This is a genomic window from Latilactobacillus sakei subsp. sakei DSM 20017 = JCM 1157 (assembly GCF_002370355.1).
GTDB lineage: Bacteria > Bacillota > Bacilli > Lactobacillales > Lactobacillaceae > Latilactobacillus > Latilactobacillus sakei.
In genome coordinates this window covers 1-25,700 of the sequence record NZ_AP017929.1, presented here as the reverse complement: position 1 = coordinate 25,700, position 25,700 = coordinate 1, and the positions used below count along the sequence as shown (strand labels likewise).

Below are 25,700 nucleotides of genomic sequence, written 5' to 3'. Positions count from 1 at the left end.
GGATATACTAAGCACATCAAAAGGGTGATCAAGATGAAGAAGTGGGGCTTTTTACTTAGCGGTGGTTTTTTACTGGTCATTATTTTAAGCATATTACTGATTAATCAGCGTTCAAATCAAGCACGACAGCAGGCTAATCGTGTTCGTGACAGCGCACCGACCTTTTATTTACATGGGTATGGTGGTTCCGGTCGCTCTAGCGATAGCATGATTGAGGCCGCAGAAGAGCGGGGCAGAGCGACTAAAGTGTTAACGGCAATTGTCAGTCGTACTGGACAAGTTGCGTTAGAGGGACATTGGACAGATAGTACTACCCGGCCCATTATTCAGGTTATTTATAAAAATAATCGGAATCCGAATTATCGGCAAAATGGTGAATGGTTTAAACGGGTATTGATTGCGGTCAATCGACAACATCATTTTAAGCAGTTCAATGTTGTCGCTCACTCGATGGGCAATTTAACGTTAGCCTTCTACCTAGCCAATAATGCCCAAAACAAAAAAATGCCGCAGTTAGCTAAATTTGTTTCAATTGCAGGTCATTATGCTGGTATTATCGGAATGGATGATCGTGCTAATCAAAATCATTTAGCTAAAGATGGTCGCCCGCAGCAGATTAACGCTACTTATCGGCAATTAATGGGATTAAGGCATAGATTGCCAAAAAATCAGGTTCAATTCTTAAATGTTTATGGGGACCTATCCGATGGTAGTGATTCTGACGGACGCGTCAGCAATGTCTCTTCGCAATCGTTACGATATTTAGTGGCGCCAAGGGCTAAATCATATCGTGAGGTTGAATTTAAGGGACGTAAAGCACAACATAGTCAGCTACATGAAAACGAGGCTGTTAATAAAACGGTGATCGATTTTCTATGGTAAACAAAAACAGCGGCATCAACTTCATTATAAGTTGGTGTCGCTGTTTTGTTGTTCAAGACGGTATTCTTTAGCAGCGGTTGTTAAAGTCCCTAATAAGGCTTGTTGAGTCGCTGAGAAGAGTTGTGTCTTGCGATAAGCTAATGAGATATAAAAGGTTGGTTGCGGTTGATCAAGTAAGTCTAAAACAATAAGATCATCAGCTGGTGTGATGGCCGTTTCAGTTAAAAAACCGACTCCGACATTTTCATGGACCATACTTTTGAGGATGCTCACGTCATTGGTTTGATAAATAATGTCAGGGTTCATTTGGTTCATCGTCGAAAGCGTATCAAAGACGACGGGGTGGACGAAGCCCTCTGCCAACATAATGAAGTTTTCGTTGGCTAAATCACGAAAGGCAACCTTTTTAGCGGTTGCTAGCGGTGATTTGGGGCTGACGACGATTTTGAAGTGATGTTGCTCGATAATCTCAGCCGTTAGCGCATCATTTTCTAATGGGGTTGCAGAGCCAAGTAGGGCAGCATCCAAACGTCCAGCTTCTAGACTAGCTAATAATTCAGTAGAACCACCATCAACTGTCGCAAAATGTTGAATACTCCCAGCCTTGACTAATTTCTGCGCTAATTTAGAGAAGTAGTAGGTGCCGATAATCGGCGGAAGTCCAAAACGAAGCTCAGTTGCAGAGAGATTTTGCATATCATTAGTTGTTAATTGAATTTCATTTAGAATGTTGACAGCGTGTCGATTGAGTTGTTCACCGCTATCCGTAATAATAATTGATTGATGGGACTGGTCGCGGCGAATTAATTTAGTGTCGAATTCTTCTTCTAAGCGCTTGACCGCATAGGTGATTGTTGGTTGGCTGACACCAAATTGATCGGCAACTGCTGTAAAATTTTTTAATTTAATTAAAGCGACAAAATATTCTAAATCTTTAATCTTCATAGAAACTCCTATTTAATGCGATTTGAAAAGCTCATATAAATCTATTTTATCATAGTTGTAAGTTTTGACTATCAAATATTACTCGCGTTACACTGGGTTCATCGATAAGACGTAAAGGAGATTTTTAATATGAAAGCACAACAAATTTTAAATGATCCATTTTTAAATAAAGGCACAGCATTCACTGCTGAAGAACGTGCACAATTTGGTTTAACGGGGATGTTACCACCTCACGTTCAAACAATTGATGATCAAGTTAAACAAGCTTATGCACAATATCAATCAAAAGCTAATATGTTAGAACAACGTATTTTCTTAATGTCAATTTTTAACGAAAACCGCGTTTTATTCTACAAGTTATTCAGCCAACACGTTGCTGAATTCATGCCAGTTGTTTACGATCCAACGATCGCTGACACAATCGAAAACTACAGTGCTTTATATGTTAACCCACAACACGCAGCATTCTTATCAATCGACGATCCTGATTCAATGAAGACAACATTGGCAAATGCTGCTGATGGTCGCGAAATTAAATTAATCGTTGTGACTGATGGCGAAGGTATTTTAGGGATTGGTGACTGGGGTACACAAGGTGTCGATATCTCAGTTGGTAAATTAATGGTTTATACAGCTGCTGCAGGGATTGATCCTAGCCAAGTATTGCCAGTTGTTTTAGATGCTGGTACAAACCGTGAAAGCTTATTAAATGATGAATTATACTTAGGAAACCGTCATGAACGTGTTCGCGGCGATCGTTACTACGATTTCGTTGATCAATTCGTTCAAACCGCTGAAGAATTATTCCCTAACATGTATCTTCACTTTGAAGATTTTGGCCGTAGCAATGCTGCTAACATCTTGAACAAGTACAAAGATCAAATCGTTACTTTCAATGATGATATCCAAGGTACAGGGATTATCACATTAGCTGGTATCATGGGTGCTTTAAATATTTCTGGTGGCAAGATGACAGACCAAGTTTACATGAGCTTTGGTGCTGGTACTGCCGGTGCTGGTATTACACACCGGATCTTCGAAGAAATGTTACAAGAAGGTTTAACTGAAGAACAAGCACGTAGCCGTTTCTACATGGTTGACAAGCAAGGTCTATTGTTCGATGATGATCCAGAGTTAACACCAGAACAAAAACCATTTGCTCGCAAACGTAGTGAATTCGCTAATGCTGATGAATTAACAACATTAGAAGCTGCTATGAAAGCAATCCACCCAACAATCTTGGTTGGTACTTCAACACAACCTGGTACATTTACAGAATCAATCGTGAAGGAAATGGCCGCTCACACAGAACGTCCAATTATCTTCCCATTATCAAACCCAACTAAATTAGCTGAAGCAACTGCTGAAGACTTAATTAAATGGACTGATGGTAAAGCCTTAGTTGCTACTGGTATTCCTGCCGCACCTGTTGAATACAACGGTGTCACATACGAAATTGGTCAAGCAAACAACGCTTTAGTATACCCAGGTCTTGGTTTAGGGACAATCGCTTCAACTGCAAAAGTCTTAAATGACGAAATGATCAGTAAGGCAGCTCACTCATTGGGTGGTATCGTTGACCCAACAGAAGCCGGCGCAGCCGTATTGCCTCCTGTTACAAAATTAGATATCTTCTCACAAACTGTTGCGACAGCTGTTGCACAAAGCGCTGTTGACCAAGGTTTGAATAAAGAAGAAATTACTGACGTGCAAAAAGCCGTTGCAGACATGAAATGGGAACCAGAATACAAAGCACTATAATTTAAATATTAATTTGGTAGGAGAGTGAAAGAGTTGGCAGCATTTCTAACATCATTATCAAGTGTCGTCGAAATCGTCTTAGTCATTGCTTTGGGGTTTTGGCTACGGAGTTCTAAAAAGTTCGATGATAACTTTAAGGGTACAATTTCATTTTTAATCATGAACGTTGCTTTACCATTATCAATTTTCGTTTCAGTTCTAGATAACTTAACACGTGAAAAGTTGGTCGGTTTATCTGGCGGCTTAATCTACGTTTTAATTAGTTTCGCCCTAGGTTACTTAGTTGCTTGGTTATTAACAAAGGCTTTCCGGATTCGTCCAGGTCGTCGTGGGACATTTATCAATATGTTCGTTAATGCCAATACAATCTTCATTGGTTTACCATTGAACTTGGCACTATTCGGTGACAAGAGTTTACCTTACTTCTTGATCTACTATGTTGCTAACACTGTTTCAACATGGGCAATCGGTGTCTTCTTCATCTCAAATGATGATCCTACAAAAGAAAAAGGCGCTGCTAAAGGCAAATTTAACTGGCGTAAATTATTACCTTCTCCATTAATCGGTTTCTTAGCCGCATTAATTTATCTTTTAACTGGTTTACCATTGCCAGAACTTGTTGATAAGACATTCTCAATGGTTGGTGGGATCGTTACACCAATGTCATTGATCTACATTGGGATTATCTTAGCTGATGCTGGTTTGAAATCAATCCATTTCGACCGCGATACAATCTTAGCCCTATTAGGTCGCTTCGTTGTTGCACCAGCAATCATGATTGCGATTATGATGTTCTTCAAGAATACAACTTCAATTCCAACAATTGAACAAAGCACATTAATTATTCAAGCCGCAACACCAGGTTTGGCTGTCTTACCAATCTTAGTCGGTCAATCACACGGGGACGTTGAATATGCAACAAACGTCGTTACAACAAGTACTGTCTTGTTCGTCGTCGTTGTGCCTATCTTAATGCAAATCGTTCAATTCATCTAGTTTCATAATAAGAGCGTTAGATATTCCGAGTATCTAACGTTCTTTTTTTGTGTATAAATGTGTAATAATACACAATCTCGGTTGATAAACGAGGCTATCTGGACTACAATGAAAGCGTAGTCAATAAACAAGAGAGGTTGATTAATATGTCAGAAAAGATTTATACGAAACAAGCGCCAGAACCATTAGGACCATACAGCCAAGCAATTGCAACGGATAAGATTGTCTTTATGTCAGGTCAACTGGGGTTAAAAGACGGCAAACTCGCACCTGATTTAGCAGGGCAAACGAAACAAGCCATTATGAACTTACAAAGTGTTTTAAAAGAAGCTGGCTTAAGTTTAGAAAATATCGTTAAAACCAACTGCTTCTTAACCAACCTAGATGACTTTAATGAATTTAATCAAGTTTATGCAGAATTTTTCGGCGACATTGCACCTGCTAGAAGTGCTGTTCAAGTCGGCAAACTACCAGCTGGTGGGATTGTTGAAATTGAAGCCATCGCTGTTCGATAATATTTGATTGGGAGTTGGATCAATGAATAAAGTAGCCATTATCGGTATTGGTCATGTTGGGAGTACAGTTGCCTATACGCTTGTTTCCCGGCGCATTTGTAGTGAATTAGTTTTATTTGACCAAAAGCCAAAATTAGCAGAAGCGGAACGAAACGATTTAGAAGCCGGTCAAGTTGATCATACAGGATTTGTTAAGATTACAGCTAATGATGAAAGTCAATTAGCCACTTGTGACCTAGTCATTTTCTCAGCTGGTGACATTAGTATCCTTGAACATAGTGCTGATCGGTTTGATGAATTAACTTATACGAAAACAGCAGTCGCACAATGGGCACCTAAATTAAAGGCCGCTAATTTCAAAGGAATCTTATTGAACATCACTAATCCATGTGATGTAATTACCCAATATCTACAAGCTTTAACTGGCTTTCCTAAGGAACGCGTATTAGGAACTGGAACGACTTTGGATACAGCCCGGATGCAAGTTGCAGTCGGCCATTATTTGAACGTTGCGCCTAATAGTGTGCACGGCTATGTGCTAGGTGAACATGGTAATTCACAATTTGTCGCTTGGTCTGGGGTGCATGTTGGTGGGCAACCACTAGCAACCCAATTATCACCAGAACAATTGGCACAATTTGAAGTTGACGCTCGCCAAGGTGCTTGGGAAATCCTCAGCGGCAAGGGCTATACGTCTTATGGGATTGCTAATCAAGCAGCGCATTGTGCTGCAGCTATCTTACAAAATACGCGCCAAGTCTTACCCGTTTCTAACTTTGATGACACTGTACAATGCTATGTTGGCCATCCAGCTATGGTTGGTGCCGCAGGTGTCTTACAGGATTATCCAAGTCAGTTAACGACAGCAGAACAACAAAAATGGCAAACATCGATTGATACGATCAAACACATGTATGCCGCTATCTAAATGAAAAGACGTCATCCAAATTAATGGATGGCGTCTTTTTTGTTTAAAATAGTTGTCCCAAGAGGAACATCATGAGCGGCACCATCAACAAAGCCCCGAGCGTTGTCTCGGTCACCATGACAGCGGCAAAATCAGCGTCTGTATTATAAAGTCGTGCGACAACTGGTGCATTTGTCATAACGGGCATACAGGATTGCAGAATGAAGACTTGTTTCATGAGGGGTGGCATGTGACTTGGATAGACTAACGCAGTCATTAATAAAGGCGCAAAGATGAACCGGCCGGCTAAGACACCTAGTTGATCTTTGCCAAAGCGAATATTTTTGAGTCCGGCATTATAAATTGAAATCCCAATGAAGAGCATGGATAGTGGGGTGGTCAGGTTGCCTAGATAAGTGAAGGACTGTGTTAAGAAACTGGGTAAGTGCCAATCTAATAAGACCAGGATAACGCCGATAATAAAACCGATTAGTGGCGCCGAGAAAACCTTCTGTAAAACAGTTTTAAGGGATAAACCCTCTTGATTGGCACCATCTCGTTGAATTAAGTAAACGCCAAGTGTCCAAAAAATGGTGGTATTAGCCATGTAATAGACTAAGACAAAGGGCAGACTGCGCTGACCAAAGAGGGCCAGGTTAATTGGTAAGCCTACAAAAACCGTATTGGAGTTGAAGAACATGGATTCAAACAAGCCACGCCGACTGGCATCGACTTTAATGAGGCGTGCGACAATAATTGAAATCCCAAACAAGAGTAACATGGAGAGCACTGGAAAACGGAGGTTGGGAAGTAAGGTGGCTAACTGATCGTGTGAAAAGTCTTTGGTGATTGAAATGATCATATAAGGTGGTAGAGCAACTTGTGTGACAAGTTTAGCGATAAGCGCTGTGCTATCCTCATTAAACCAATGACGTGCGGCTAAGGCATAGCCAACCGCAATCATAATAATGATAATAAAAACACCGGCACTACTATTAACTAAGGTTTGCATAATAAGCTTCTTTCTATCTGAAAATCGTTCTCCTATTAGTATAAAACGATTGGGGATGACTTAAAAGTGTCTCTAGTAGGATGCTATTTGGTCAATAAGCTGAATAGTTCGTGTTTTAATATGTGTGTTGAATAAGGGGTGGCATTTATTGACTAAATCACGTATAATCAATAGAAATAAAGCGGAATAGGGGCGAAAATATTGATTTTAACTGAAACAACATTAGCAGGAATTCATTTTGATAATTGTTTAATGAATGCAGCAGGCGTTTATTGTTATGACGCAGACGAACTAAATCAGATTCAAAAATCTGCAGCAGGCACTTTTGTAACGAAGAGTGCTACCGTGGTCCCAAGGGCGGGGAATCCAGAACCACGCTATTTATCAACACCTTGGGGGAGCATTAATTCGATGGGACTTCCTAATAAGGGATTACCCTATTATCTCGACTATGTTTCTCAACAACAGACCCTCTTTCCTGAAAAACGATATTTTCAATCGATTACTGGATTTAATATCGATGAAGACGAAGCGCTTTTGAAACAGATTACGGATTCTGATTTTAATGGCTTAGTGGAGTTAAACCTTTCTTGCCCTAATGTGCCGGGCAAACCACAAACGGGTTATGATTTTGAAACAGTTGAACAAATTTTAACACGGGTGTTTGAAGTGTATGAAGGACCACTAGGGGTTAAATTACCACCTTATTTTGATATTGTTCATTTTGATCAAATGGCCGCCATTTTAAACCAATTCCCATTGGCATTCATTAATTCTGTCAACAGCATCGGTAACGGCCTCACGATTGACGCTGCTACCGAACGGGTCAGCATTAAACCTAAGCATGGTTTTGGCGGTATTGGTGGTGATTATATTAAGCCAACAGCCCTCGCGAATGTCCACGCCTTTTACCAACGGTTGAAACCCGAGATCCAAATTATCGGCACTGGCGGTGTTAAGTCTGGTCAAGATGTTTTTGAACATCTATTATGTGGTGCTAGCATGGTTCAAGTCGGGACGGCACTTCACAAAGAAGGCCCACAGATCTTTGACCGCTTAACGGCAGAACTACAAACAATCATGCAACAAAAAGGGTATAATAAAATAGCTGATTTTAAAGGCAAATTAAAATATTTAGATTAAAGAGAGTGATTAGCAAGATGCAATATAAACATTTATTTTTCGACATGGACAATACCTTATTTGACTTCGATGCGGATGAGGACCAAGCATTAGAGCGGCTATTTAACGCACAAGACATCGACTTAACGAGTGATATTAAAACAACTTATCAAACGTTCAACCAAGGATTGTGGCGTCAATATGAACAAGGGGAATTAACCCGGGAAATATTATTGAACACCCGTTTTGCGACTTTTTTCAAAAAACAGTTTAATAAAGTGGTCGATGGTCAACAATTATCAAGCCAATATTTAGATAATTTGGCATTAGGGCACGATTTAATGCCACAATCAGAAGAGTTATTAGCTGGGTTACAAGCACAACACGCCAAATTATATATCACAACGAATGGTGTGGCGCGTACGCAATACCAACGACTACAAGACTCAGGGTTGGCCCATTATTTCGATGCTATTTTCGTATCAGAAGAATTAGGCTATCAAAAACCGGACCCAGCTTATTTTCAAACTGTTTTTCAGAAATTAGAAACTGTCCCAATGACCCAGTCATTGATCGTAGGGGATTCACTGACTTCTGATGTTCAGGGGGGCCAAAACGTGGGTGTGGCAACAGCTTGGTACAACCCAACAGGGCAAATCAATCATGATCGGGCTTTACAGCCAACACATGAGATCAAACAATTAACAGAACTATTGACGCTTTAAGCGTGACAATCAAAGCGCCAACCGTTAGAGTGCGTTAAAAGATGGAGTGACAAGAGATGAAAAAGCAACGTTATTTTAGAATTAGTTTAGGCTGGCGGATTTTAATCGGGATTGCACTAGGATTAGTTGCCGGTGGGATTTTCTACCAAAACAAAGCTGCAATTGCGGTGATGCAAGCGATAGGGACGTTGTTTATTAATTTAATTAAGATGATTGTATTACCAATCGTTGTTTCTTGCTTGGTAGTCGGGATCGCTAAAATGGGCGATATCAAGAAGTTGGGTCGAATTGGTGGCAAGACGCTTTTGTATTTTGAAATGATGACCACTATTGCGATTGCATTAGGATTGACGGTCGGTAACTTAACGAAACCTGGCGCGTTAATCAACATCCATAGTTTGAGCCAAGGATCAATTGGTCAATATACAGCTGCTGCTAAATCAGCTAGCAATCATGGTTTGGGCGATATTATTATGAATATTGTGCCGACTAACATTTTTAAGGCCCTTAGTGAAGGGGATATGATTCCAATTATCTTCTTTACGGTCTTGTTTGGATTAGGGCTTGCAACATTTGGCAAACGCAGTGAACCGCTCATTAACGCTTTTGAAATGATTTCAGAAGTAATGTTCAAACTAACTAACTGGATTATGCAATTAGCGCCAATTGGGGTTTTTGCCTTAATCGGTGTGACGATTGCCCAATTTGGTTTCGATGCATTGAAGCCTTTGGTTTATTTCTTAGTCATTTGCTACTTAACGATGATTTTCTTCGTCGTCGTTGTGGCGGGGCTAGTGGCACGAATCTGGCATATTAATATCTTGGAATTATTGAAAGTCTTCAAAGAAGAATTAGTGCTATCTTTTTCAACAGCCAGTTCAGAAGCTGCATTACCTAAAGTAATGGAAAAAATTCAAGATTACGGTGTGAGCCAAGGAATTGCTTCTTTTGTCATTCCAACCGGTTATACATTTAATCTTGATGGTTCCGCAATCTATCAATCATTAGCAGCGCTCTTTTTGGCGCAAGCTTACCATATTCATCTCAGTCTAATGCAACAACTAACACTATTGGTGGTCTTGATGATTACGTCTAAAGGGATGGCCGGTGTACCTGGGGCTTCATTTGTGGTATTACTCGCAACCATTACAACAATCGGAGTGCCAGCTGCTGGTGTGGCCTTTATCGCTGGGATTGATCGGTTAGTCGACATGGGCCGGACTGCCGTCAATGTGATGGGAAACTCATTAGCAGCCGTGATTATCGCTAAATCTGAAAACGAATTTGACGAAACAAAACGAACGAAATACTTAGCACAATTAAGTGCTAAAAAATAACAAGGCTTGATAGTAGTCAGCCGACAAAAAAAGGACTAGGATAGAAATTGTCTCCTAGTCCTTTTGCTGTATCTGGGTATAGACCGGTCTATGATTGATTCGAGTTAATGGGACGTATTTAAATAAGCTACATTGAAATGTTGTTGTCGTTAAATACTTGAGAACAATGTATGTTTATGAAAACGGATAACAACGGCATTATCTAGACCAATTTCACAGATAACGTAAAAATGATTAGACAGATTAGAGATTTGTGGTAGAATAAATGAGTAAAGCGTTTTAAAAAGAAAAACGTTTTGGTGTGATAATAGATTGATAGGGATTAATGCCATAATATTTCATTATAATTGTTAGCGTTTTTATCAGTGTGTTATTACAACTATTTTATAAGGAGGTTTTTGTGAATGGTTGGAATCGTTATTGCAAGTCACGGGGAGTTTGCTAAAGGTATCATGCAATCTGGTTCAATGATTTTTGGCGAACAAGAAAAAGTACAAGCTGTTACTTTTATGCCTAATGAAGGACCGGATGATTTGAAAGCGCATTTAGAAGCTGCCGTTGCAACGTTTGACGCAGATGATGACGTCTTGTTCTTAGTCGATCTTTGGGGAGGTTCACCATTTAATCAAGCAAATGGCTTGTTCGAAGCTCATAAAGATAAATGGGCAATCGTTACTGGTTTGAACTTACCAATGTTGATTGAAGCATACGCATCACGTTTATCTATGACATCTGCTCATGAAATCGCAGCACATATTATTGATGAAGCTAAGGCTGGTGTTCGGGTTAAACCTGAAGACTTAGAACCAAAAGAAGCACCAAAGGCAGAAGCAAAACAAGCTGCTAATACAGGTACTCCTGGTAAGTTCAAATATGTCTTGGCACGTATTGATTCACGTCTATTACATGGTCAAGTGGCAACAACTTGGTCTAAGACAACTAACCCAACACGGATTATTGTTGTTTCAGACAACGTTGCTAAAGATGAATTACGGACAAACTTAATTAAGCAAGCTGCTCCTGGTGGCATTAAAGCGCATGTTGTGCCAATCGATCAAATGATCAAGTTGGCAAAGGATGATCAACATTTTGGTAAGGAACGTGCTTTATTATTATTCGAATCACCACAAGATGCACTCAGAGCCGTTGAAGGTGGCGTACCATTAGAAACAATTAACGTTGGTTCAATGGCCCACTCAACTGGTAAAGTACAACCTAATACTGTTTTGGCCTTTGACCAAGATGATATCGATACATTTGAAAAACTAAAGGAAAAGGGCATCAAGTTTGATGTTCGTAAGGTTCCAAGTGATTCAAACGGTAATATGGATAGCATCCTTAAAAAGGCACAATCAGAATTAGACAAACAAAACAATAAATAATTAACTATCAGAAGAAAACGGAGGATTAATAATCATGGATTTGAATTTCATTCAAGTGATTTTGGTCATTTTTGTTGCATTTCTAGCTGGTGTGGAAGGTATCTTAGATCAATTCCATTTCCATCAACCAGTAATTGCTTGTACATTAATCGGCCTTGTAACCGGTAACTTATTACCATGTCTTATCTTAGGCGGGACATTACAAATGATCGCCTTAGGTTGGGCTAACGTTGGTGCCGCTGTTGCACCCGATGCTGCTTTAGCATCAATCGCATCTGCAATTATTTTAGTACTTGGTGGCCAAGGCAAAGCCGGCGTCACATCAGCTATCGCTATTGCTGTACCTCTTGCAGTAGCTGGTTTATTATTAACAATCATCGTACGGACATTAGCAACAGGTATCGTGCACATCATGGATGCTGCTGCTAAAGAAGGTAACTTCCGTAAGATCGAAATGTGGCAATACATCGCTATTATCATGCAAGGTGTTCGTATCGCTATTCCTGCAGGCTTAATCTTAGCAATCGGTGCTGGCCCTGTTAAAGAAATGTTGACAGCAATGCCAGTATGGTTAACAGATGGTTTAGCAATCGGTGGTGGGATGGTTGTTGCTGTTGGTTACGCAATGGTTATCAACATGATGGCAACTAAAGAAGTATGGCCATTCTTCGCAATTGGTTTCGTACTTGCAACTATCTCTCAATTGACACTTATCGGACTTGGCGCAATCGGTATTTCACTCGCTCTTATCTACTTAGCCCTTTCAAAACAAGGCTCAGGTAATAACGGCGGTGGCTCAAATACTGGTGATCCGCTAGGCGATATCATTGACAACTACTAAGAAGGAGGCTGACAAAAAATGGCAGAACAACTAAAATTAACAAAAAAAGATCGTATCTCTGTTTGGTTACGTTCAACTTTCCTTCAAGGTTCTTGGAATTATGAACGTATGCAAAATGGTGGTTGGGCTTATACATTAATCCCAGCACTTAAGAAGTTATATAAGACTAAAGAAGATCGTTCAGCAGCTTTAGTTCGTCACATGGAATTCTTTAATACTCATCCTTATGTTGCTGCACCAATTCTTGGGGTTACTTTAGCTCTTGAAGAAGAACGTGCTAATGGTGCACCAATTGATGATGTTACGATTCAAGGGGTTAAAGTTGGTATGATGGGACCTTTAGCTGGTATCGGCGATCCCGTTTTCTGGTTTACTGTTAAACCAATTATCGGTGCTTTAGCTGCTTCACTTGCTATGAGTGGTAACATTCTTGGCCCAATCATTTATTTCGTTGCATGGAATGCCATCCGTATGGCATTTACATGGTACACACAAGAATTCGGCTACCGTGCTGGTTCTAAGATTACTGAAGATTTATCTGGTGGTATTTTACAAGATATTACTAAGGGTGCTTCAATCCTTGGGATGTTCATCTTGGGATCACTGGTTAATAGATGGGTATCAGTTAAGTTCACACCAACTGTCTCATCTGTTAAATTAGATAAGGGTGCTTTCATCGATTGGGATAAATTACCAAGTGGTGCTAAAGGCATTCAATCTGCATTACAACAACAAGCACAAGGCTTGTCATTGACAGATCATAAGATTACAACTTTACAAGATAACTTAGATAGCTTGATTCCTGGTTTAGCTGCATTAGGTTTAACATTATTCTGTATGTGGTTACTTAAGAAGAAAGTATCACCAATCGTTATTATTCTTGGCTTATTCGTAGTCGGAATTGTTTTCCATCTATTACACTTAATGTAAAAGAGTGCGTAAGCAGGTGTTTATATTTTGAGGATTAACTGGATTTGACGAATTGGGGCTGAAAGTACCGATTTGGCAAATTTGGTTAACCGCAGAAATATGCCTGCTGAAGCACGTTTAAAAAAAAGTGCGTTCAAGCTTGGTCAACTTTTGAGCATTAGCATAGGGAAGCGAATGAGCGACGCAGTCGATTATTTGATTCACGACGCTAAGCACAGAAAGTTAGCTTGAAAAGCACGTTAAAAAAACAAAGGAAGGGCTAGGGCAAATTTACTTTGTCCTAGCCCTTCCTTTTTATAAAAGCGTATAATGAAAGTAAGCTTTTTGGAAATGGAGTCGATATAATGGTTCAATCAATTAATACAAAGGTCGAATTAGTGATCAATGCGACCTCTTTTACTGCGTTAACAGATTACGGCAAAATCATGATTGGCGATAAGGGCTTTGAATTCTTCAATGATCGTGACGCCCGTCAGTTTATTCAAATTCCGTGGGAAGAAGTTGATTACGTGATTGCTTCTGTCATGTTCAAAGGCAAATGGATTCCTCGGTACGCAATTCAGACCAAGAAAAACGGGACCTATACTTTTGCTTCAAAGGAACCTAAGAAAGTGTTACGCGCTATCAGAGAACACGTACCAGCTGAAAGATTAGTACAATCACTCGGTGTGTGGGATGTTATTAAACGGGTTTTTACGCGCCGCGCAAAATAAAATGTTAAAGTCAGAGACCTAAGATAAATTTTTTTATCTCAGGTCTCTTTTTGTGCAAAAAAGGGAAAATTGCGACTCTATCTAGGGCGTGCTAAAATACCATATAAGGTTAATTTATATCCGATCAATTAGGATAGAAGAGGGGATTCAAATGGGATTCGATAAAGCGATTATTGCGTTAAAAGCAGGCAAAAAAGTAGTGCGGACAGGCTGGGGTGGTCCAGAACTATTCATCGTTCAAGTTAGTGGCGACACGTACCAAGGAGAAACAATCAGTCCATACCTATTGATTAAAACGACTGAAGAACCAGCTTATTCAATGTTCCAACCAACTTCTTGTGATGTATTAGCCGAAGATTGGCAGTTAGTTGATTAATGGGTCATTTTGCGGATTTAAAACAAAAGACGGTTTTAGTCACTGGCGCCGCTTCCGGTATTGGCAAGGCCCAAATGCTAGCTTTTTTGGCGGAGGGTGCGATGGTTATTGCATTAGATAAGGCGCCGATTACGCAGACGGCAGACGGTTTAAAAACGGTACAAGTCGATATTCGGGACGCTCCCCAATTAACGGCAACGTTAAAAAATTTGTTAGCGACAGTGTCGTCATTTGATATTGTCTGTAATACAGCGGGCATATTGGACCAATACACACCAACGCTTGAAACAAGTGAGGCTGATTGGGATAATCTGATGGCGGTCAATTTGAAAAGCCAGTTTTTAGTGACTAATGCGGTACTACCAAGTATGCTAGCTCGCCACGAAGGCGTTTTTGTTAACATGGCTTCAATTGCCGGATTAGTGGCTGGCGGCGGCGGTGCGGCCTATACGGCTTCTAAGCATGCGATTATCGGTTATACTAAGCAGCTGGATTACGATTACGCAAGCCAAGGTATTCGGGCGAATTGCATCGCACCAGGCGCAATTGAAACACCGATGAACGCTGCCGATTTTGCGGGCGCTGGTGAAATGGCCAAAGAGGTGGCGCGTCAAACGCCAGCTGGTCGCTGGGCACAACCGGCAGAGGTTGCTCAGTTAAGTTTGTATTTAGCAAGTCAAGCCTCTGATTACATCCACGGAACCGTGGTACCAATCGATGGTGGTTGGCTTGAAAAATAACGAAAGGCAAGGTATTAGGGATGGCAAAACAAATTAAACTTAGTCAAACGGTTTATGAGTTAGTGACTGCATATCCAGAGATTGTCCCCGTACTCGTTTCAATCGGGTTGGACGGTGTGACGAATCCTGCATTATTGAACACAGCAGGGCGGTTTATGACGTTACCCAAAGGTGCGCAGATGAAGCAGATCCCACTTTCACAAATCGTGGCAACTTTGACAGAAAATGACTTCGAGGTGATTGCGGATGACTGATCAACATAGCAGTGCGTACCGGCAAAAAAGAATTGTCGAAATTTTAAAGATGTTACATAACGGCGGATCTTTCGAGGAAGCTAAGCGGATTTTCGATGAATCATTTTCAGGGGTCGATGTGTCCGAGATTACGTCTGCTGAGCGGGAATTAATTGCCAGTGGCTTAAATCCCATGGAAATTCAGCATTTGCGCAACGTTCATGCGGCCGTTTTTAAGGGTGCAATTAACCCTAACGGTGCTGAAACACCAGCACAAGAACAACCGGGGCACCCAGTCGCTGTTTTGAAATTGGAAAATTTAGTGATCAATTCGTTATTAGTGGATGAATTGTTACCTTGTCTTAAGAAATGGCAACAATCGGGTTCAGATCAAGCTTACTTAAACCGAATGCAACAAGCGCTAAAAGATTTATTGACGATTGATCGGCATTATTCACGCAAGGAAAATCTGTTATTTCCATTAATGGATAAATATGGCATCACTGCGCCACCAAAAGTGATGTGGGGCGTTGATGATCAAATTCGGGGTTTGGTGAAGACCGTCTATCAAATGGTGATCAGTGAACCGGTTCCTGATAAATATGAAGTTGAAGCGGCCATTGAAAAAATGACCAAGGAAATCCAAGAAATGATCTTTAAAGAAGAAGAAATCATGGTGCCAATGGTCAATGAAGTCTTTACGCCAGCGGATTGGGGCTTGATGGCAGATGAAAGTCAACCAATTGGCTATACATTGATTCCTGAGCCACTTCCTTGGCAACCGAGTCAGGCTGATTTAGAGGCTTCAGAACAGCGGGCAGTACCAGCTATCGCCAAGGAATTAAATGCGATGGCGCAATCTTTAGCAGATAAGCAGGCACCGGTTAGTCGAGTGCTACCAGAAGTAAAGACGACACCCACTAAATTAGAGGCGGCTAGCCAAATCCCCTTTGCCATTCAGGGGACACCTGTTGAAACACCTGTAACACAAGCAACTGCGGCTGAACCTAAGTCAGCAGAGATGCCTGATTTTGTGAAGGCGATGTTGGCGGATAAGGCGCCGGCTGAGAAGCGGCCTGCTAAAGTGAGTCGAAATCGGGAAGCCCCTCAACCGCATATCGAGATTGGAACTGACAACCAGGCAACAATTGTATTGCCTTCAGGGACAATGAACTTGAGTGAGCTCACGGCAATTCTACAAGTTTTACCACTTGATTTAACGTTCGTCGATCAAGACGATATCGTGCGGTGGTTCTCTGATAATAATCACCGTATTTTCCCAAGAACGCGGGCGGTCCTCGGCCGAGCAGTTGTTAACTGTCATCCACCAAAGAGTGTGGATAAAGTTGAAAAGATTTTAGCCGATTTTCATGCTGGAACTGAGGATCACGCCGATTTTTGGATTAACTTCCGCGGTAAATTAGTGTATATTAGATATTTCGCAGTTAGAGATCCACAACAACGGTATCTGGGTTGTTTAGAAGTCAGTCAAGATATTACCGAGATTCAAGCACTAACAGGCGAGAAGCGCTTGTAGTACATGCTTTAATGGCATAGAGGAGAGAGAAAAGTTATGCAACAGATTATATTATTATTGGCGGTGGGGATTTTAGCCGGTATTTTAGGTGCAATTCTCGGCATTGGTGGCGGGATTATCCTGACACCCGTTTTAACACTCGCAATTGGTTTAGACATCAAGTACGCAATCGGAGCTAGTATTGTCGCCGTGATTGCCACTAGTTCTGGTGCGACAATTGCTTATTTAAAAGACGATATGCTGAATTTACGGGTGGCAATGTTTCTAGAAATTGCGACAACCGTGGGGGCGATTATCGGGGCGCTATTAACCGGCGTCGTACCAACCGGCTTTTTATTCATTTTGTTTGGGAGCTTCCTATTATTCTCAACTTACAATATGATTCAAAAACTGCGTGGTAAAAAGGCCGAAGAACATGTTGGTGCAGCTAATGATCAGTGGGCTGAAAAGTTGAATTTAAATGGCACTTATTACGATAAGGCCAATCAAAAACAAGTTGATTACCAAGTTGAAAAAGTACCTGGTGGTTTTGCGATGATGTTTGGCGCCGGGATTGCCTCTGGTTTATTAGGGATTGGTAGTGGAGTCTTCAAAGTCACTGCAATGGATACCATTATGAAGATGCCTTTAAAACCATCTAGTGCAACAAGTAATCTAATGATGGGTGTGACGGCAGCGGCTTCAGCAACAGTTTATTTCTTTAGTGGTGCGATCCTACCAGAAATTGCCGCACCGTTAGCGCTTGGTATTTTAGCGGGCGCAACAGTTGGTTCAAGAATTATGCAACATTTGCAACCGAAGTTTATTCGGATGATTTTTATTCCGATTTTACTGTATATGGGCTTACAAATGGTGCTTAAAGGATTCGGGGTGCACATCTAATGACAGATCGTAAAAAAGAAATGGCGCAAATTGAATTAGTAATTGGTAAAATCTTACGGGTTGGTGTTTTGGTGTCAGCAACCGTTCTAATTATCGGGATGATTTTATTCTTAATGCATGGTGGCACAGGTTATGGCGAACACCAATTTCCAACAACCTTTGCTATGATTTTTCAAGGGATGGCTGAATTGAAAGCCGGCGCGGTCATCATGTTTGGTTTATTCTGCTTGATTTTAACACCTGTTTTACGGGTTATAGTGTCAATCTATGCCTTTGCAAAAGAAGAAGACTATCTATATGTCTGGATTACGGTCATTGTTTTGGTGATTTTAATCATTGGGATGACGATTGGGTTTATCAAATAAAAAATACGTTTAAACATAAAAGACCCAGGGCAAGAGTAATTCTTGCCTTGGGTCTTATTTTGGTTATTGATCTTCTAAACCTAAAATGCGCTTTTTCTTTTCTTCAAATTCGTCGTCGGTCATCAGGCCGTCTTCTTTCATCTTGAGGTAGGCCATGATTAGTTCGCCTTTTTTGACGAAACTTAAATCTTCTTCAGCTGGCTTTTCGATGTAATCGTTCATCAGTTGATAGAGTTTTTGCAAGTCATCGTTATCAGCGGCCTCAAAGCTGATGATAATTTTTTCGAGGGCGTGGTTGGGTTTTTGATAGAGAATTTGGAGATGCCCTTGCCGGTAAGTGGCTTCAAAAAAACGAACGGATTTTAATTTTTTAAAGGCAATCTCACGATCGTCTTTGTCATTTTTCTTTAAGAGTCCTGGGTAGTGAAGTGTGAGAATTTGATCATCATAAGTGATTTCAAGTTTGCGTGGCTTCTTAATGCGATAAGTCTGCATATGACTGCTCCTTTTAATAAAACTTAAGTAAAAGCAAGAACGTTCTTAACAAACAACGTCTAAACTTACCCCTATCATAGTAGATAATAGGCGTAAATAGCAAGTCTTGTCTTTCGTCAAAAAATGAGGTGATTAGGATGCAATTTTTCACTGGTATTCGTAATGGCTTATTACTCGCGTTACCCATCTGGGGCGTGTTAATCTTAGTAATGAGCAGCTGGTTATATTAAAAGGCACCAAAATGGCCAGTCGGTTGTTTTGCGTGTCTTTTTTAGATAATTCGGTCATTTTTAGGTCTTAAGTCGGTTTTTATGCTAGTATGAATAGATTACAATTAAGAACATTGATTGCATATGATTTAATTAATTACTATAATGGTATCAAATGTCCAAAGATAAGGAGGAGGAAACCAATTGAATATTGGAATATTTACGGACACCTACTTTCCACAAGTCAGCGGTGTGGCAACCTCCATTAAAACTTTAAAAGAGGGGCTCGAGAAAAAGGGGCACTCTGTTTACATATTTACAACAACTGATCCACATGTTGATAAAGAAACAATTGAACCGAACATTTTCCGATTTGCAAGTGTGCCGTTTGTGTCATTTACGGACCGGCGAATTGCTGTTCGGGGCCTTTTTCATGCCTATCAGGTTGCTAAAGAATTAGATTTAGATATCGTTCATACGCAAACTGAATTTTCGATGGGTTACATCGGTAAGTTTGTTGCTAAGAACTTGAAGATTCCGTGTCTGCACACGTATCACACGATGTATGAGGATTATTTACATTATGTGTTAAACGGGAAGCTCTTGCGTCCTTATCACGTTAAACAGATGAGTAAGGCCTTTTTATATCACATGTCGGGGATTGTGGCACCGTCCGAACGGGTGTCACAGACGTTGAATCGTTACCAGGTCAAAGCGCCGATTCGGATTATTCCAACCGGGGTCGATATTAGCCGGTACGAAAAACAAGTGACCTTGGATGTACGGGAATCACTAGGTCTAACGAAAGAACAACCCGTATTGTTATCACTCAGTCGGGTCGCTTATGAAAAACGGATCGATGTTATTATCGATGCGCTACCACGCTTGGTGGCGCAGAAACCAGATTTAATGTTGGTTATTGCTGGTGAAGGTCCCGCGCGTGAAGACTTGGAAGCACAAGTCGCTAGATTAGGGATGAGCGAACACGTTATTTTTACCGGTATGATTGATAACGATGATGTTTCTAATTACTATCACATGGCAGATTTATTCGTTTCAGCGAGTGATTCCGAGTCACAAGGGCTAACGTATATTGAAGCAATGGCCGCTGAAGTCAAAATTGTTGTGATGGCCAGTCCCTATGCCAGTGAATTATTGACGGATCCGTCAATTGGGACGACTTTTACAACCGAAGATGAAATGTTGCATCAAATCTTGAACTATTTGAATCATCCGGGGGCTTTTGATGACCCAGCACCACGGCAAAATAAGTTGCACGCGATATCGGCAGATTATTTTGCGGAACAAATGGTTCAATTTTATAAGCAATCACAAGTGTTATACGATGAACTGAAACTAGATCAAGATGAGTTGTTAGAATTAGAAGATATGGATACTAAAAAATAAATGACATAATTGAAGAAACTGTTGATCATAATCAGCAGTTTTTTATTGGTCAATGATCATTAGAAAAAGGGTCGGTTATGAGTCGAACAAATAAAATTGTTTTTGCAGTCATGTTAGCGATTGGCTGCGGCATATTCGCTTATGAGAGTCGCACGTTACAGTTAAATCAATTGGTGGCAGATATTAGCCGGTTAAAAGTCGGCTGGCTACTAGTCGCACTTTTATGTATGTTAGTTTCTTGGTTCTTTGAAGCATTAGTACTGCGCGTCTTTTTAAAGGGGCGGACGACGGATTTTTCATTATTCAACGCCTTGCGGATTCCATTGATTGCGCAGCTCTTTAACGCGATTACGCCATTTTCTTCTGGGGGTCAACCTGCACAACTAGTCGCACTGATGCAGTCACGAGTGGAAGCGGGCCAGGCGAGTTCCGCTTTATTAATGAAATTCATCGTCTATCAGTTCATGGTGTTGGTCAACTTCCTATTAAGTATGGTCATCGGCTTTTCACAGGTTTCCAAGCACTTTGGCACGCTGGCGATTTTAATTAACTTTGGTTTGATTGTCCACGTCGTTGTTCTAGCGGTCTTATTATTGGTGATGTACTACAATAAATTTACTAAGCAATTGGTACATTGGTTGTTAATTCCGGTTAGCTGGTTCGTTTCCAAAAAGCGGATGGCTGAATGGCGTGGTATCCTGTTAACTAAAATTGATACGTTTTATGCCGAGAGTCTCCATCTCAAAAAGGAAAAGAAGAAACTCATCAAAGGCTGTTTATTAACGCTATGCCAACTCTTTTTCTACTATAGTGTGCCGTACTTCGTGTTATTGGCGTTAGGTAGTCCGAATGTGAATTACTTAGAAGTCATGGTTTTACACGTCATGATCGTCATGATTGTATCGCTCTTCCCAGTTCCAGGTGGTTCTGGTGGTGCGGAATACAGTTTCAAGACTTTATTTGCCACCTTTACGCTGAGTTCGAGTAAACTGGTATTAGCCATGTTGTTATGGCGACTTTTCACTTATTATCTAGGAATGTTTATGGGGATTGGCGCTTTAGCGGTCAAACCCAAGTTAAGTGCTAAAAAATAGGAGGTTATTAACATGCAACCAACAATCGGTTTTATCGGTATCGGTGTAATGGGGAGCAGTATGGTTAAAAATCTATTGAAAGCAAACTACTCAGTTGTCGTTTACAATCGAACGAAACAAAAGGCAGATGAAGTTGTCAGTTTAGGTGCTAAGTGGGCGGACACACCAGCAGCTGTCACGGCACAAAGTGATGTTGTCTTATCAATGGTTGGTTATCCACAAGATGTGGAAGCAATTTATTATGGGGATGACGGTATTTTTAGTGCGGTCACGCCAGATAAAATTGTCGTGGATATGACAACTAGTACACCAACTTTGGCGCAAAAAATTGCGGCCACAGCCAGTGAATTAGGGTTACAAGCATTAGATGCACCCGTTTCAGGTGGCGACATCGGTGCTCAAAATGGGACGCTAACGGTGATGGTCGGTGGTAATCAAGCCGCTTACGAACAAGTTAAGCCCGTTTTTGAAGCAGTTGGGCAAACCGTACAACGTTTCGGCGAAGCCGGTAAGGGTCAACACACTAAGATGGCTAATCAAATTATGATTGCCGGCACAATGACTGGGATGACTGAAATGTTGGTTTATGCTCAGGCGGCCGGCCTAGATTTACCAGCTGTTTTAAAAACCGTCAATGGTGGGAGTGCTCAAAATTGGAGTCTCGCAAATTATGGTCCTCGGATTCTAGCGGGCGATTACACACCTGGCTTTTTTGCAAAACATTTCTTGAAGGATTTGAAGATTGCCTTAGAAGAATCTGAGAAAATGGGGCTTAATTTACCAGCCACACATCAAGCCAAGAAATTATACGCAAGATTAGTGAATGAAGCGGGCCTTGGCGATGATGGGACACAAGCCTTGATTAAATTATGGACAGATTCTATAAAATAATTGCATATAAACGGTGCAGTCGGGGCCTTTTTCTGATAAACTGGTAGATAGTTATTAAAGGAGGATTCGCCATGCAATCATCACAGTTAGTTGCGATTATCAAACGTCTGGTAGCAATGCAAGAAGATCAAAGCGCTGAGGTTCAAGAAAGACGTTTTGAAAAGGAAGGCGATTTAAAAGCGACTGTTAGCTATGATCCACAAGCACAAGCCTTTGAACTTGAAGACAGTAGCACACATCAACAATTCCAATTTGACAATATTGATTTAGTCGCAATGGAACTATACGATTTATTAGCAGACTAGTTAATTAACCATTGAGTATCAAATTACTTGGTGGTTTTTTTGCTACTTAGGGCGCTTAGCGCTTTATCTAACAGTCATTGAGATTCTTAAAAATGGGTTAATATTTGAAACTGCATTCGGTTTCATATTGATTTTTAATACTGACATGTGTAAACTAACTGTCAGATTGTCAATAGCTTTTAACGAAGCTAAATGACCTTTAACGGAGGCTATTGTATCGATGAAACAGATTGGTCATAAAATTCAGGCCGGATTGAGTACGCGCTGGGGCTTTTTCCTATTTGCGGTGGCTTTATTCTGGCTTAAAACGATTTATGCGTATCAAACGAAATTTAACTTGGGTGTCAAAGGTGGTATGCAAGCCTTCTTAATGACGATTAACCCCATTCCAACAACCTTATTGTTATTTGGGATTGCGCTATTTATGAATGGCCGCAAATCATACATAACGTTGATGATTATCGATTTATTAACGTCAGTCTGGTTGTTTTCGAATATTCTCTATTACCGAGAATTTTCTGATTTTTTAACCTTTAACTTAATGAAGGGCTCAGGCGCTGTTTCTAATAACCTGGGTAAGAGTATTGCCGGCATTATTGAATATTCCGATTTCTTAGTTTTTGCGGATGTGCTGTTATTATTAATCTTATTAGCGACTAAACTAATTAAGATTGATCGGCGTGTTTTCATGAAACGGAATGCTTTTGCGATTACTGGATTATCAGTCGTTTTATTCGGCGCTAACCTGGGGATGGCTGAAGCGGATCGTTCTGGATTATTAACCCGGACATTTGATAATAACTATATTGTTAAATACTTAGGGATGAATGCCTACACGGTTTACGATGGTGTTAAGACTACTAAGAATAACGCGATTAAGGCTAACGCTGATAGTAGTAATATGAGCGGCGTCTTGAAATATTTAAAAGAAAACCGCGTGTCACCCAATGTTGAATACACAGGGGTTGCTAAAGGTAAGAACGTCTTTGTCATTCATTTGGAAAGTTTCCAACAATTCTTGATTGACTACAAGTGGGATGGCCAAGAGGTCACACCAAATATCAATAAGCTTTATCATGATCAAAACACATTAAGCTTTGATAACTTCTTTAACCAAGTTGGGCAAGGGAAGACTGCTGATGCCGAATTAATGCTTGAAAACTCGTTATTCGGTTTACCTGAAGGGGCCGCCATGGTTACACAGGGGACAACCAATACTTTCCAAGCAGCACCAGCGATTTTAAATCAACAAGGTTACACAACCGCATCATTCCATGGGGATGTCCCAAGTTTCTGGAACCGGGATAATACCTACAAGTCATGGGGCTATGATTATTTCTTTAGCTCACAGTACTTTAAAGAAGGTAAGGATTACAATGTTGGCTATGGTTTGAAGGATAAGATCTTCATGCAAGATTCAGCCCGCTATATTGAACAATTACCACAACCATTCTATGCAAAATTAATCACAGTTACGAACCACTATCCATACTTATTGGATAAGAAGAACCAATCGATTGCTAAAACCGATACTGGTGATGATACCGTCGATGGCTATGTTCAAACGGCTAAGTATTTAGATCAAGCACTAGGCGAATTCATGACCTGGTTACAAAAGACAGGCCTGGATAAGAATAGTATGTTGGTCTTATACGGGGATCATTACGGTATTTCTGGGAATCATAAGAAGGCCGTTGCCAAGTTATTGAAGAAGGATGAATTCAACGACTTTGATAACGCTCAGTTCCAACGGGTACCATTTATGGTCCATATGCCAGGCTTAAAAGGTGGCGTTAACCATACTTATGGTGGCGAAATCGATGTCTTACCAACCTTATTAAATCTCTTAGGCGTTAAGAACACGGATACGATCCAATTTGGATCTGATCTCCTAGCGGCTAACCGTAATCAAACCGTGGTCTTTAGAAATGGGGATTACGTGGCACCAGATTACACGAAGGTCGGCAGTACTTACTACGATACAAAGACGGGTAAGGAATTGACTAAGATGACCAAAGCGCAAAAACTCCGTGTCTTAGCGCTTAGTGAACACGTTACAAAGGAACTCTCATTGTCTGATAAGGTGATTACCGGTGATTTACTTCGTTTCTATACGCCAACAGGCTTTGAAGCAACTGATAAAACGAAGTTAAGCTATAAGGTCAGTGATGCTAAAGCACAACTGAAAGCTGATAAGACTAAAACGAGTGTTATCCAAAAGAATAATGGTAAATCGACGATGAATCTCTATCAAACAGATGCACCTGAATTGAAATAAGTTTAGAAAAACCAGAGTGATTAATCACTCTGGTTTTTTTGCTGCCTTTTTACAATCATTTTACTTGTCAGAGTCGTTAAAAAAAGGTACGATTACATCAATCAATACACATGATAATGATTATCAATTAAGAAAGGAGCTTATTTGATATGAGTCAAACAATTGTGGATCAGACGCTTCGGAAGTTGAAAGCTAATAATGTACGAATTACACCGCAAAGACAGGCTGTTTTAGAATTTATGATTGGCACGCACATGCATCCAACCGCTGATGATGTTTATCAGGCCTTAGCAGGACGCTTTCCTAATATGAGTGTTGCGACGATTTATAATAATTTGCGGTTATTTACAGAACTGGGTGTTATAGAAGAAATGACTTACGGGGATGCTTCGAGTCATTTTAATTTTGCGCAGACCAAACATTACCATGCAATCTGTGATCGTTGTGGGAAAGTGGTTGATATTTTTTACCCAGGACTAGAAGATGTTGAGATAGTTGCCCAGAACTTAACCGGTTTTATGGTGACGGGTCATCGGATGGAAGTTCATGGCATCTGTCCAGAATGTCAGTTAGCCAATCGCTAATTAAGTGAATTTAGTGAATATTTAGAAAAAATAAAAAAGATGCATTTTTTACTTGACGATGATTATAGATGTTGGTATAGTAGTCTATGTTGTCAGCGAGATAAAAGATATTCATCCGATAACAAGTGATTTATATTAAGAACTTTGAATATTTATTCAAAAAATATTTATAAAAAGTGCTTGACAGCTCACCATGAAAGATGATATATTAATTAAGCTGTTTCGACACAGTAGAT

The 25,700-nt window shown here is 40.5% G+C and carries 27 protein-coding genes; 24 read left to right on the top strand and 3 right to left on the bottom strand.

The window, feature by feature from the left end:
* The first annotated feature begins 33 nt into the window (after positions 1-33).
* Positions 34-882, top strand: a complete 849-nt coding sequence (locus tag LEUCM_RS00135; protein ID WP_016264691.1) for an alpha/beta hydrolase — start codon at positions 34-36, stop codon at positions 880-882.
* 24 nt (positions 883-906) lie between these two features.
* Here the strand turns inward: LEUCM_RS00135 and LEUCM_RS00130 are convergent, their stop codons facing one another.
* The gene (locus LEUCM_RS00130; protein WP_016264692.1) at positions 907-1,827 is read right to left on the bottom strand and encodes a LysR substrate-binding domain-containing protein; all 921 of its coding nucleotides are present in this window, start codon (positions 1,825-1,827) and stop codon (positions 907-909) included.
* A gap of 129 nt (positions 1,828-1,956) precedes the next feature.
* Between LEUCM_RS00130 and LEUCM_RS00125 the strand changes: the two genes are divergently transcribed.
* From LEUCM_RS00125 to LEUCM_RS00110, 4 genes are all read left to right on the top strand, one after another.
* Complete coding sequence (locus LEUCM_RS00125) at positions 1,957-3,588, top strand: malolactic enzyme (RefSeq protein WP_016264693.1); 1,632 nt, start codon at positions 1,957-1,959, stop codon at positions 3,586-3,588.
* Positions 3,589-3,621: 33 nt separating this feature from the next.
* Positions 3,622-4,584: an AEC family transporter gene (locus tag LEUCM_RS00120; protein WP_016264694.1), complete on the top strand. Its 963-nt coding sequence runs from the start codon at positions 3,622-3,624 to the stop codon at positions 4,582-4,584.
* 146 nt (positions 4,585-4,730) lie between these two features.
* Complete coding sequence (locus LEUCM_RS00115) at positions 4,731-5,099, top strand: RidA family protein (RefSeq protein ID WP_016264695.1); 369 nt, start codon at positions 4,731-4,733, stop codon at positions 5,097-5,099.
* A gap of 22 nt (positions 5,100-5,121) precedes the next feature.
* Complete coding sequence (locus tag LEUCM_RS00110) at positions 5,122-6,027, top strand: L-lactate dehydrogenase (RefSeq protein WP_016264696.1); 906 nt, start codon at positions 5,122-5,124, stop codon at positions 6,025-6,027.
* 43 nt (positions 6,028-6,070) lie between these two features.
* Here the strand turns inward: LEUCM_RS00110 and LEUCM_RS00105 are convergent, their stop codons facing one another.
* Positions 6,071-7,018 (bottom strand): AEC family transporter, encoded by a 948-nt coding sequence (locus LEUCM_RS00105; protein ID WP_016264697.1) that lies wholly within the window; start codon positions 7,016-7,018, stop codon positions 6,071-6,073.
* 201 nt (positions 7,019-7,219) lie between these two features.
* On the opposite strand from LEUCM_RS00105, the gene LEUCM_RS00100 reads away from it, so the two are divergent.
* The 13 genes from LEUCM_RS00100 (at position 7,220) to LEUCM_RS00040 (ending at position 18,201) form a co-directional block, all read left to right on the top strand.
* On the top strand, positions 7,220-8,161 hold the full coding sequence (locus LEUCM_RS00100; RefSeq protein WP_016264698.1) for a dihydroorotate oxidase: 942 nt from the start codon (positions 7,220-7,222) through the stop codon (positions 8,159-8,161).
* Between the two features lie 17 nt (positions 8,162-8,178).
* Positions 8,179-8,865, top strand: coding sequence for a YjjG family noncanonical pyrimidine nucleotidase (locus LEUCM_RS00095; RefSeq protein WP_016264699.1), 687 nt, complete (start codon positions 8,179-8,181; stop codon positions 8,863-8,865).
* Between the two features lie 56 nt (positions 8,866-8,921).
* Positions 8,922-10,202, top strand: coding sequence for a dicarboxylate/amino acid:cation symporter (locus LEUCM_RS00090; RefSeq protein WP_025016480.1), 1,281 nt, complete (start codon positions 8,922-8,924; stop codon positions 10,200-10,202).
* A gap of 404 nt (positions 10,203-10,606) precedes the next feature.
* Positions 10,607-11,584 (top strand): mannose/fructose/sorbose PTS transporter subunit IIA, encoded by a 978-nt coding sequence (locus LEUCM_RS00085; RefSeq protein WP_016264701.1) that lies wholly within the window; start codon positions 10,607-10,609, stop codon positions 11,582-11,584.
* Positions 11,585-11,618: 34 nt separating this feature from the next.
* Positions 11,619-12,425, top strand: a complete 807-nt coding sequence (locus LEUCM_RS00080; protein WP_011374159.1) for a PTS mannose/fructose/sorbose transporter subunit IIC — start codon at positions 11,619-11,621, stop codon at positions 12,423-12,425.
* 18 nt (positions 12,426-12,443) lie between these two features.
* A complete protein-coding gene (locus LEUCM_RS00075) occupies positions 12,444-13,355 on the top strand; it encodes a PTS system mannose/fructose/sorbose family transporter subunit IID (protein WP_011374160.1) in 912 nt (303 codons plus the stop codon).
* Between the two features lie 344 nt (positions 13,356-13,699).
* A complete protein-coding gene (locus tag LEUCM_RS00070; RefSeq protein ID WP_016264702.1) occupies positions 13,700-14,068 on the top strand; it encodes a DUF956 family protein in 369 nt (122 codons plus the stop codon).
* Between the two features lie 151 nt (positions 14,069-14,219).
* Positions 14,220-14,444, top strand: coding sequence for a DUF2829 domain-containing protein (locus LEUCM_RS00065; protein WP_011374162.1), 225 nt, complete (start codon positions 14,220-14,222; stop codon positions 14,442-14,444).
* Entirely contained in the window at positions 14,444-15,184 is a 741-nt protein-coding gene (locus LEUCM_RS00060; protein ID WP_025016479.1) for a 3-oxoacyl-ACP reductase, read from the top strand. The genes LEUCM_RS00065 and LEUCM_RS00060 overlap by 1 nt, the downstream gene beginning before the upstream one ends.
* Before the next feature lie 20 nt (positions 15,185-15,204).
* Entirely contained in the window at positions 15,205-15,438 is a 234-nt protein-coding gene (locus tag LEUCM_RS00055) for a DUF1858 domain-containing protein (RefSeq protein WP_025016478.1), read from the top strand.
* Positions 15,431-16,954, top strand: coding sequence for a DUF438 domain-containing protein (locus tag LEUCM_RS00050; RefSeq protein WP_025016477.1), 1,524 nt, complete (start codon positions 15,431-15,433; stop codon positions 16,952-16,954). Before LEUCM_RS00055 ends, LEUCM_RS00050 begins: the two co-directional genes overlap by 8 nt.
* A gap of 36 nt (positions 16,955-16,990) precedes the next feature.
* Positions 16,991-17,836, top strand: a complete 846-nt coding sequence (locus tag LEUCM_RS00045) for a sulfite exporter TauE/SafE family protein (RefSeq protein WP_011374166.1) — start codon at positions 16,991-16,993, stop codon at positions 17,834-17,836.
* Positions 17,836-18,201: a DUF1634 domain-containing protein gene (locus tag LEUCM_RS00040; protein ID WP_025016476.1), complete on the top strand. Its 366-nt coding sequence runs from the start codon at positions 17,836-17,838 to the stop codon at positions 18,199-18,201. The genes LEUCM_RS00045 and LEUCM_RS00040 overlap by 1 nt, the downstream gene beginning before the upstream one ends.
* Before the next feature lie 63 nt (positions 18,202-18,264).
* On the opposite strand, the gene LEUCM_RS00035 is transcribed toward LEUCM_RS00040, so the two are convergent.
* A complete protein-coding gene (locus LEUCM_RS00035; RefSeq protein WP_016264706.1) occupies positions 18,265-18,696 on the bottom strand; it encodes a hypothetical protein in 432 nt (143 codons plus the stop codon).
* Between the two features lie 413 nt (positions 18,697-19,109).
* On the opposite strand from LEUCM_RS00035, the gene LEUCM_RS00030 reads away from it, so the two are divergent.
* The 6 genes from LEUCM_RS00030 (at position 19,110) to LEUCM_RS00005 (ending at position 25,464) form a co-directional block, all read left to right on the top strand.
* Positions 19,110-20,312, top strand: a complete 1,203-nt coding sequence (locus tag LEUCM_RS00030; RefSeq protein WP_011374170.1) for a glycosyltransferase family 4 protein — start codon at positions 19,110-19,112, stop codon at positions 20,310-20,312.
* 77 nt (positions 20,313-20,389) lie between these two features.
* Complete coding sequence (locus LEUCM_RS00025; RefSeq protein WP_025016475.1) at positions 20,390-21,406, top strand: lysylphosphatidylglycerol synthase transmembrane domain-containing protein; 1,017 nt, start codon at positions 20,390-20,392, stop codon at positions 21,404-21,406.
* 12 nt (positions 21,407-21,418) lie between these two features.
* Positions 21,419-22,297 carry an NAD(P)-dependent oxidoreductase gene (locus tag LEUCM_RS00020; RefSeq protein WP_011374172.1) on the top strand — a complete coding sequence of 293 codons (879 nt, stop codon included), beginning with the start codon at positions 21,419-21,421 and terminating at the stop codon, positions 22,295-22,297.
* A 71-nt stretch (positions 22,298-22,368) separates the two neighbouring features.
* The gene (locus LEUCM_RS00015) at positions 22,369-22,602 is read left to right on the top strand and encodes a YkuJ family protein (protein WP_011374173.1); all 234 of its coding nucleotides are present in this window, start codon (positions 22,369-22,371) and stop codon (positions 22,600-22,602) included.
* 220 nt (positions 22,603-22,822) lie between these two features.
* Complete coding sequence (locus LEUCM_RS00010) at positions 22,823-24,880, top strand: LTA synthase family protein (protein ID WP_025016474.1); 2,058 nt, start codon at positions 22,823-22,825, stop codon at positions 24,878-24,880.
* Positions 24,881-25,029: 149 nt separating this feature from the next.
* Complete coding sequence (locus tag LEUCM_RS00005; protein WP_025016473.1) at positions 25,030-25,464, top strand: Fur family transcriptional regulator; 435 nt, start codon at positions 25,030-25,032, stop codon at positions 25,462-25,464.
* The last annotated feature ends 236 nt before the right edge of the window (positions 25,465-25,700 follow it).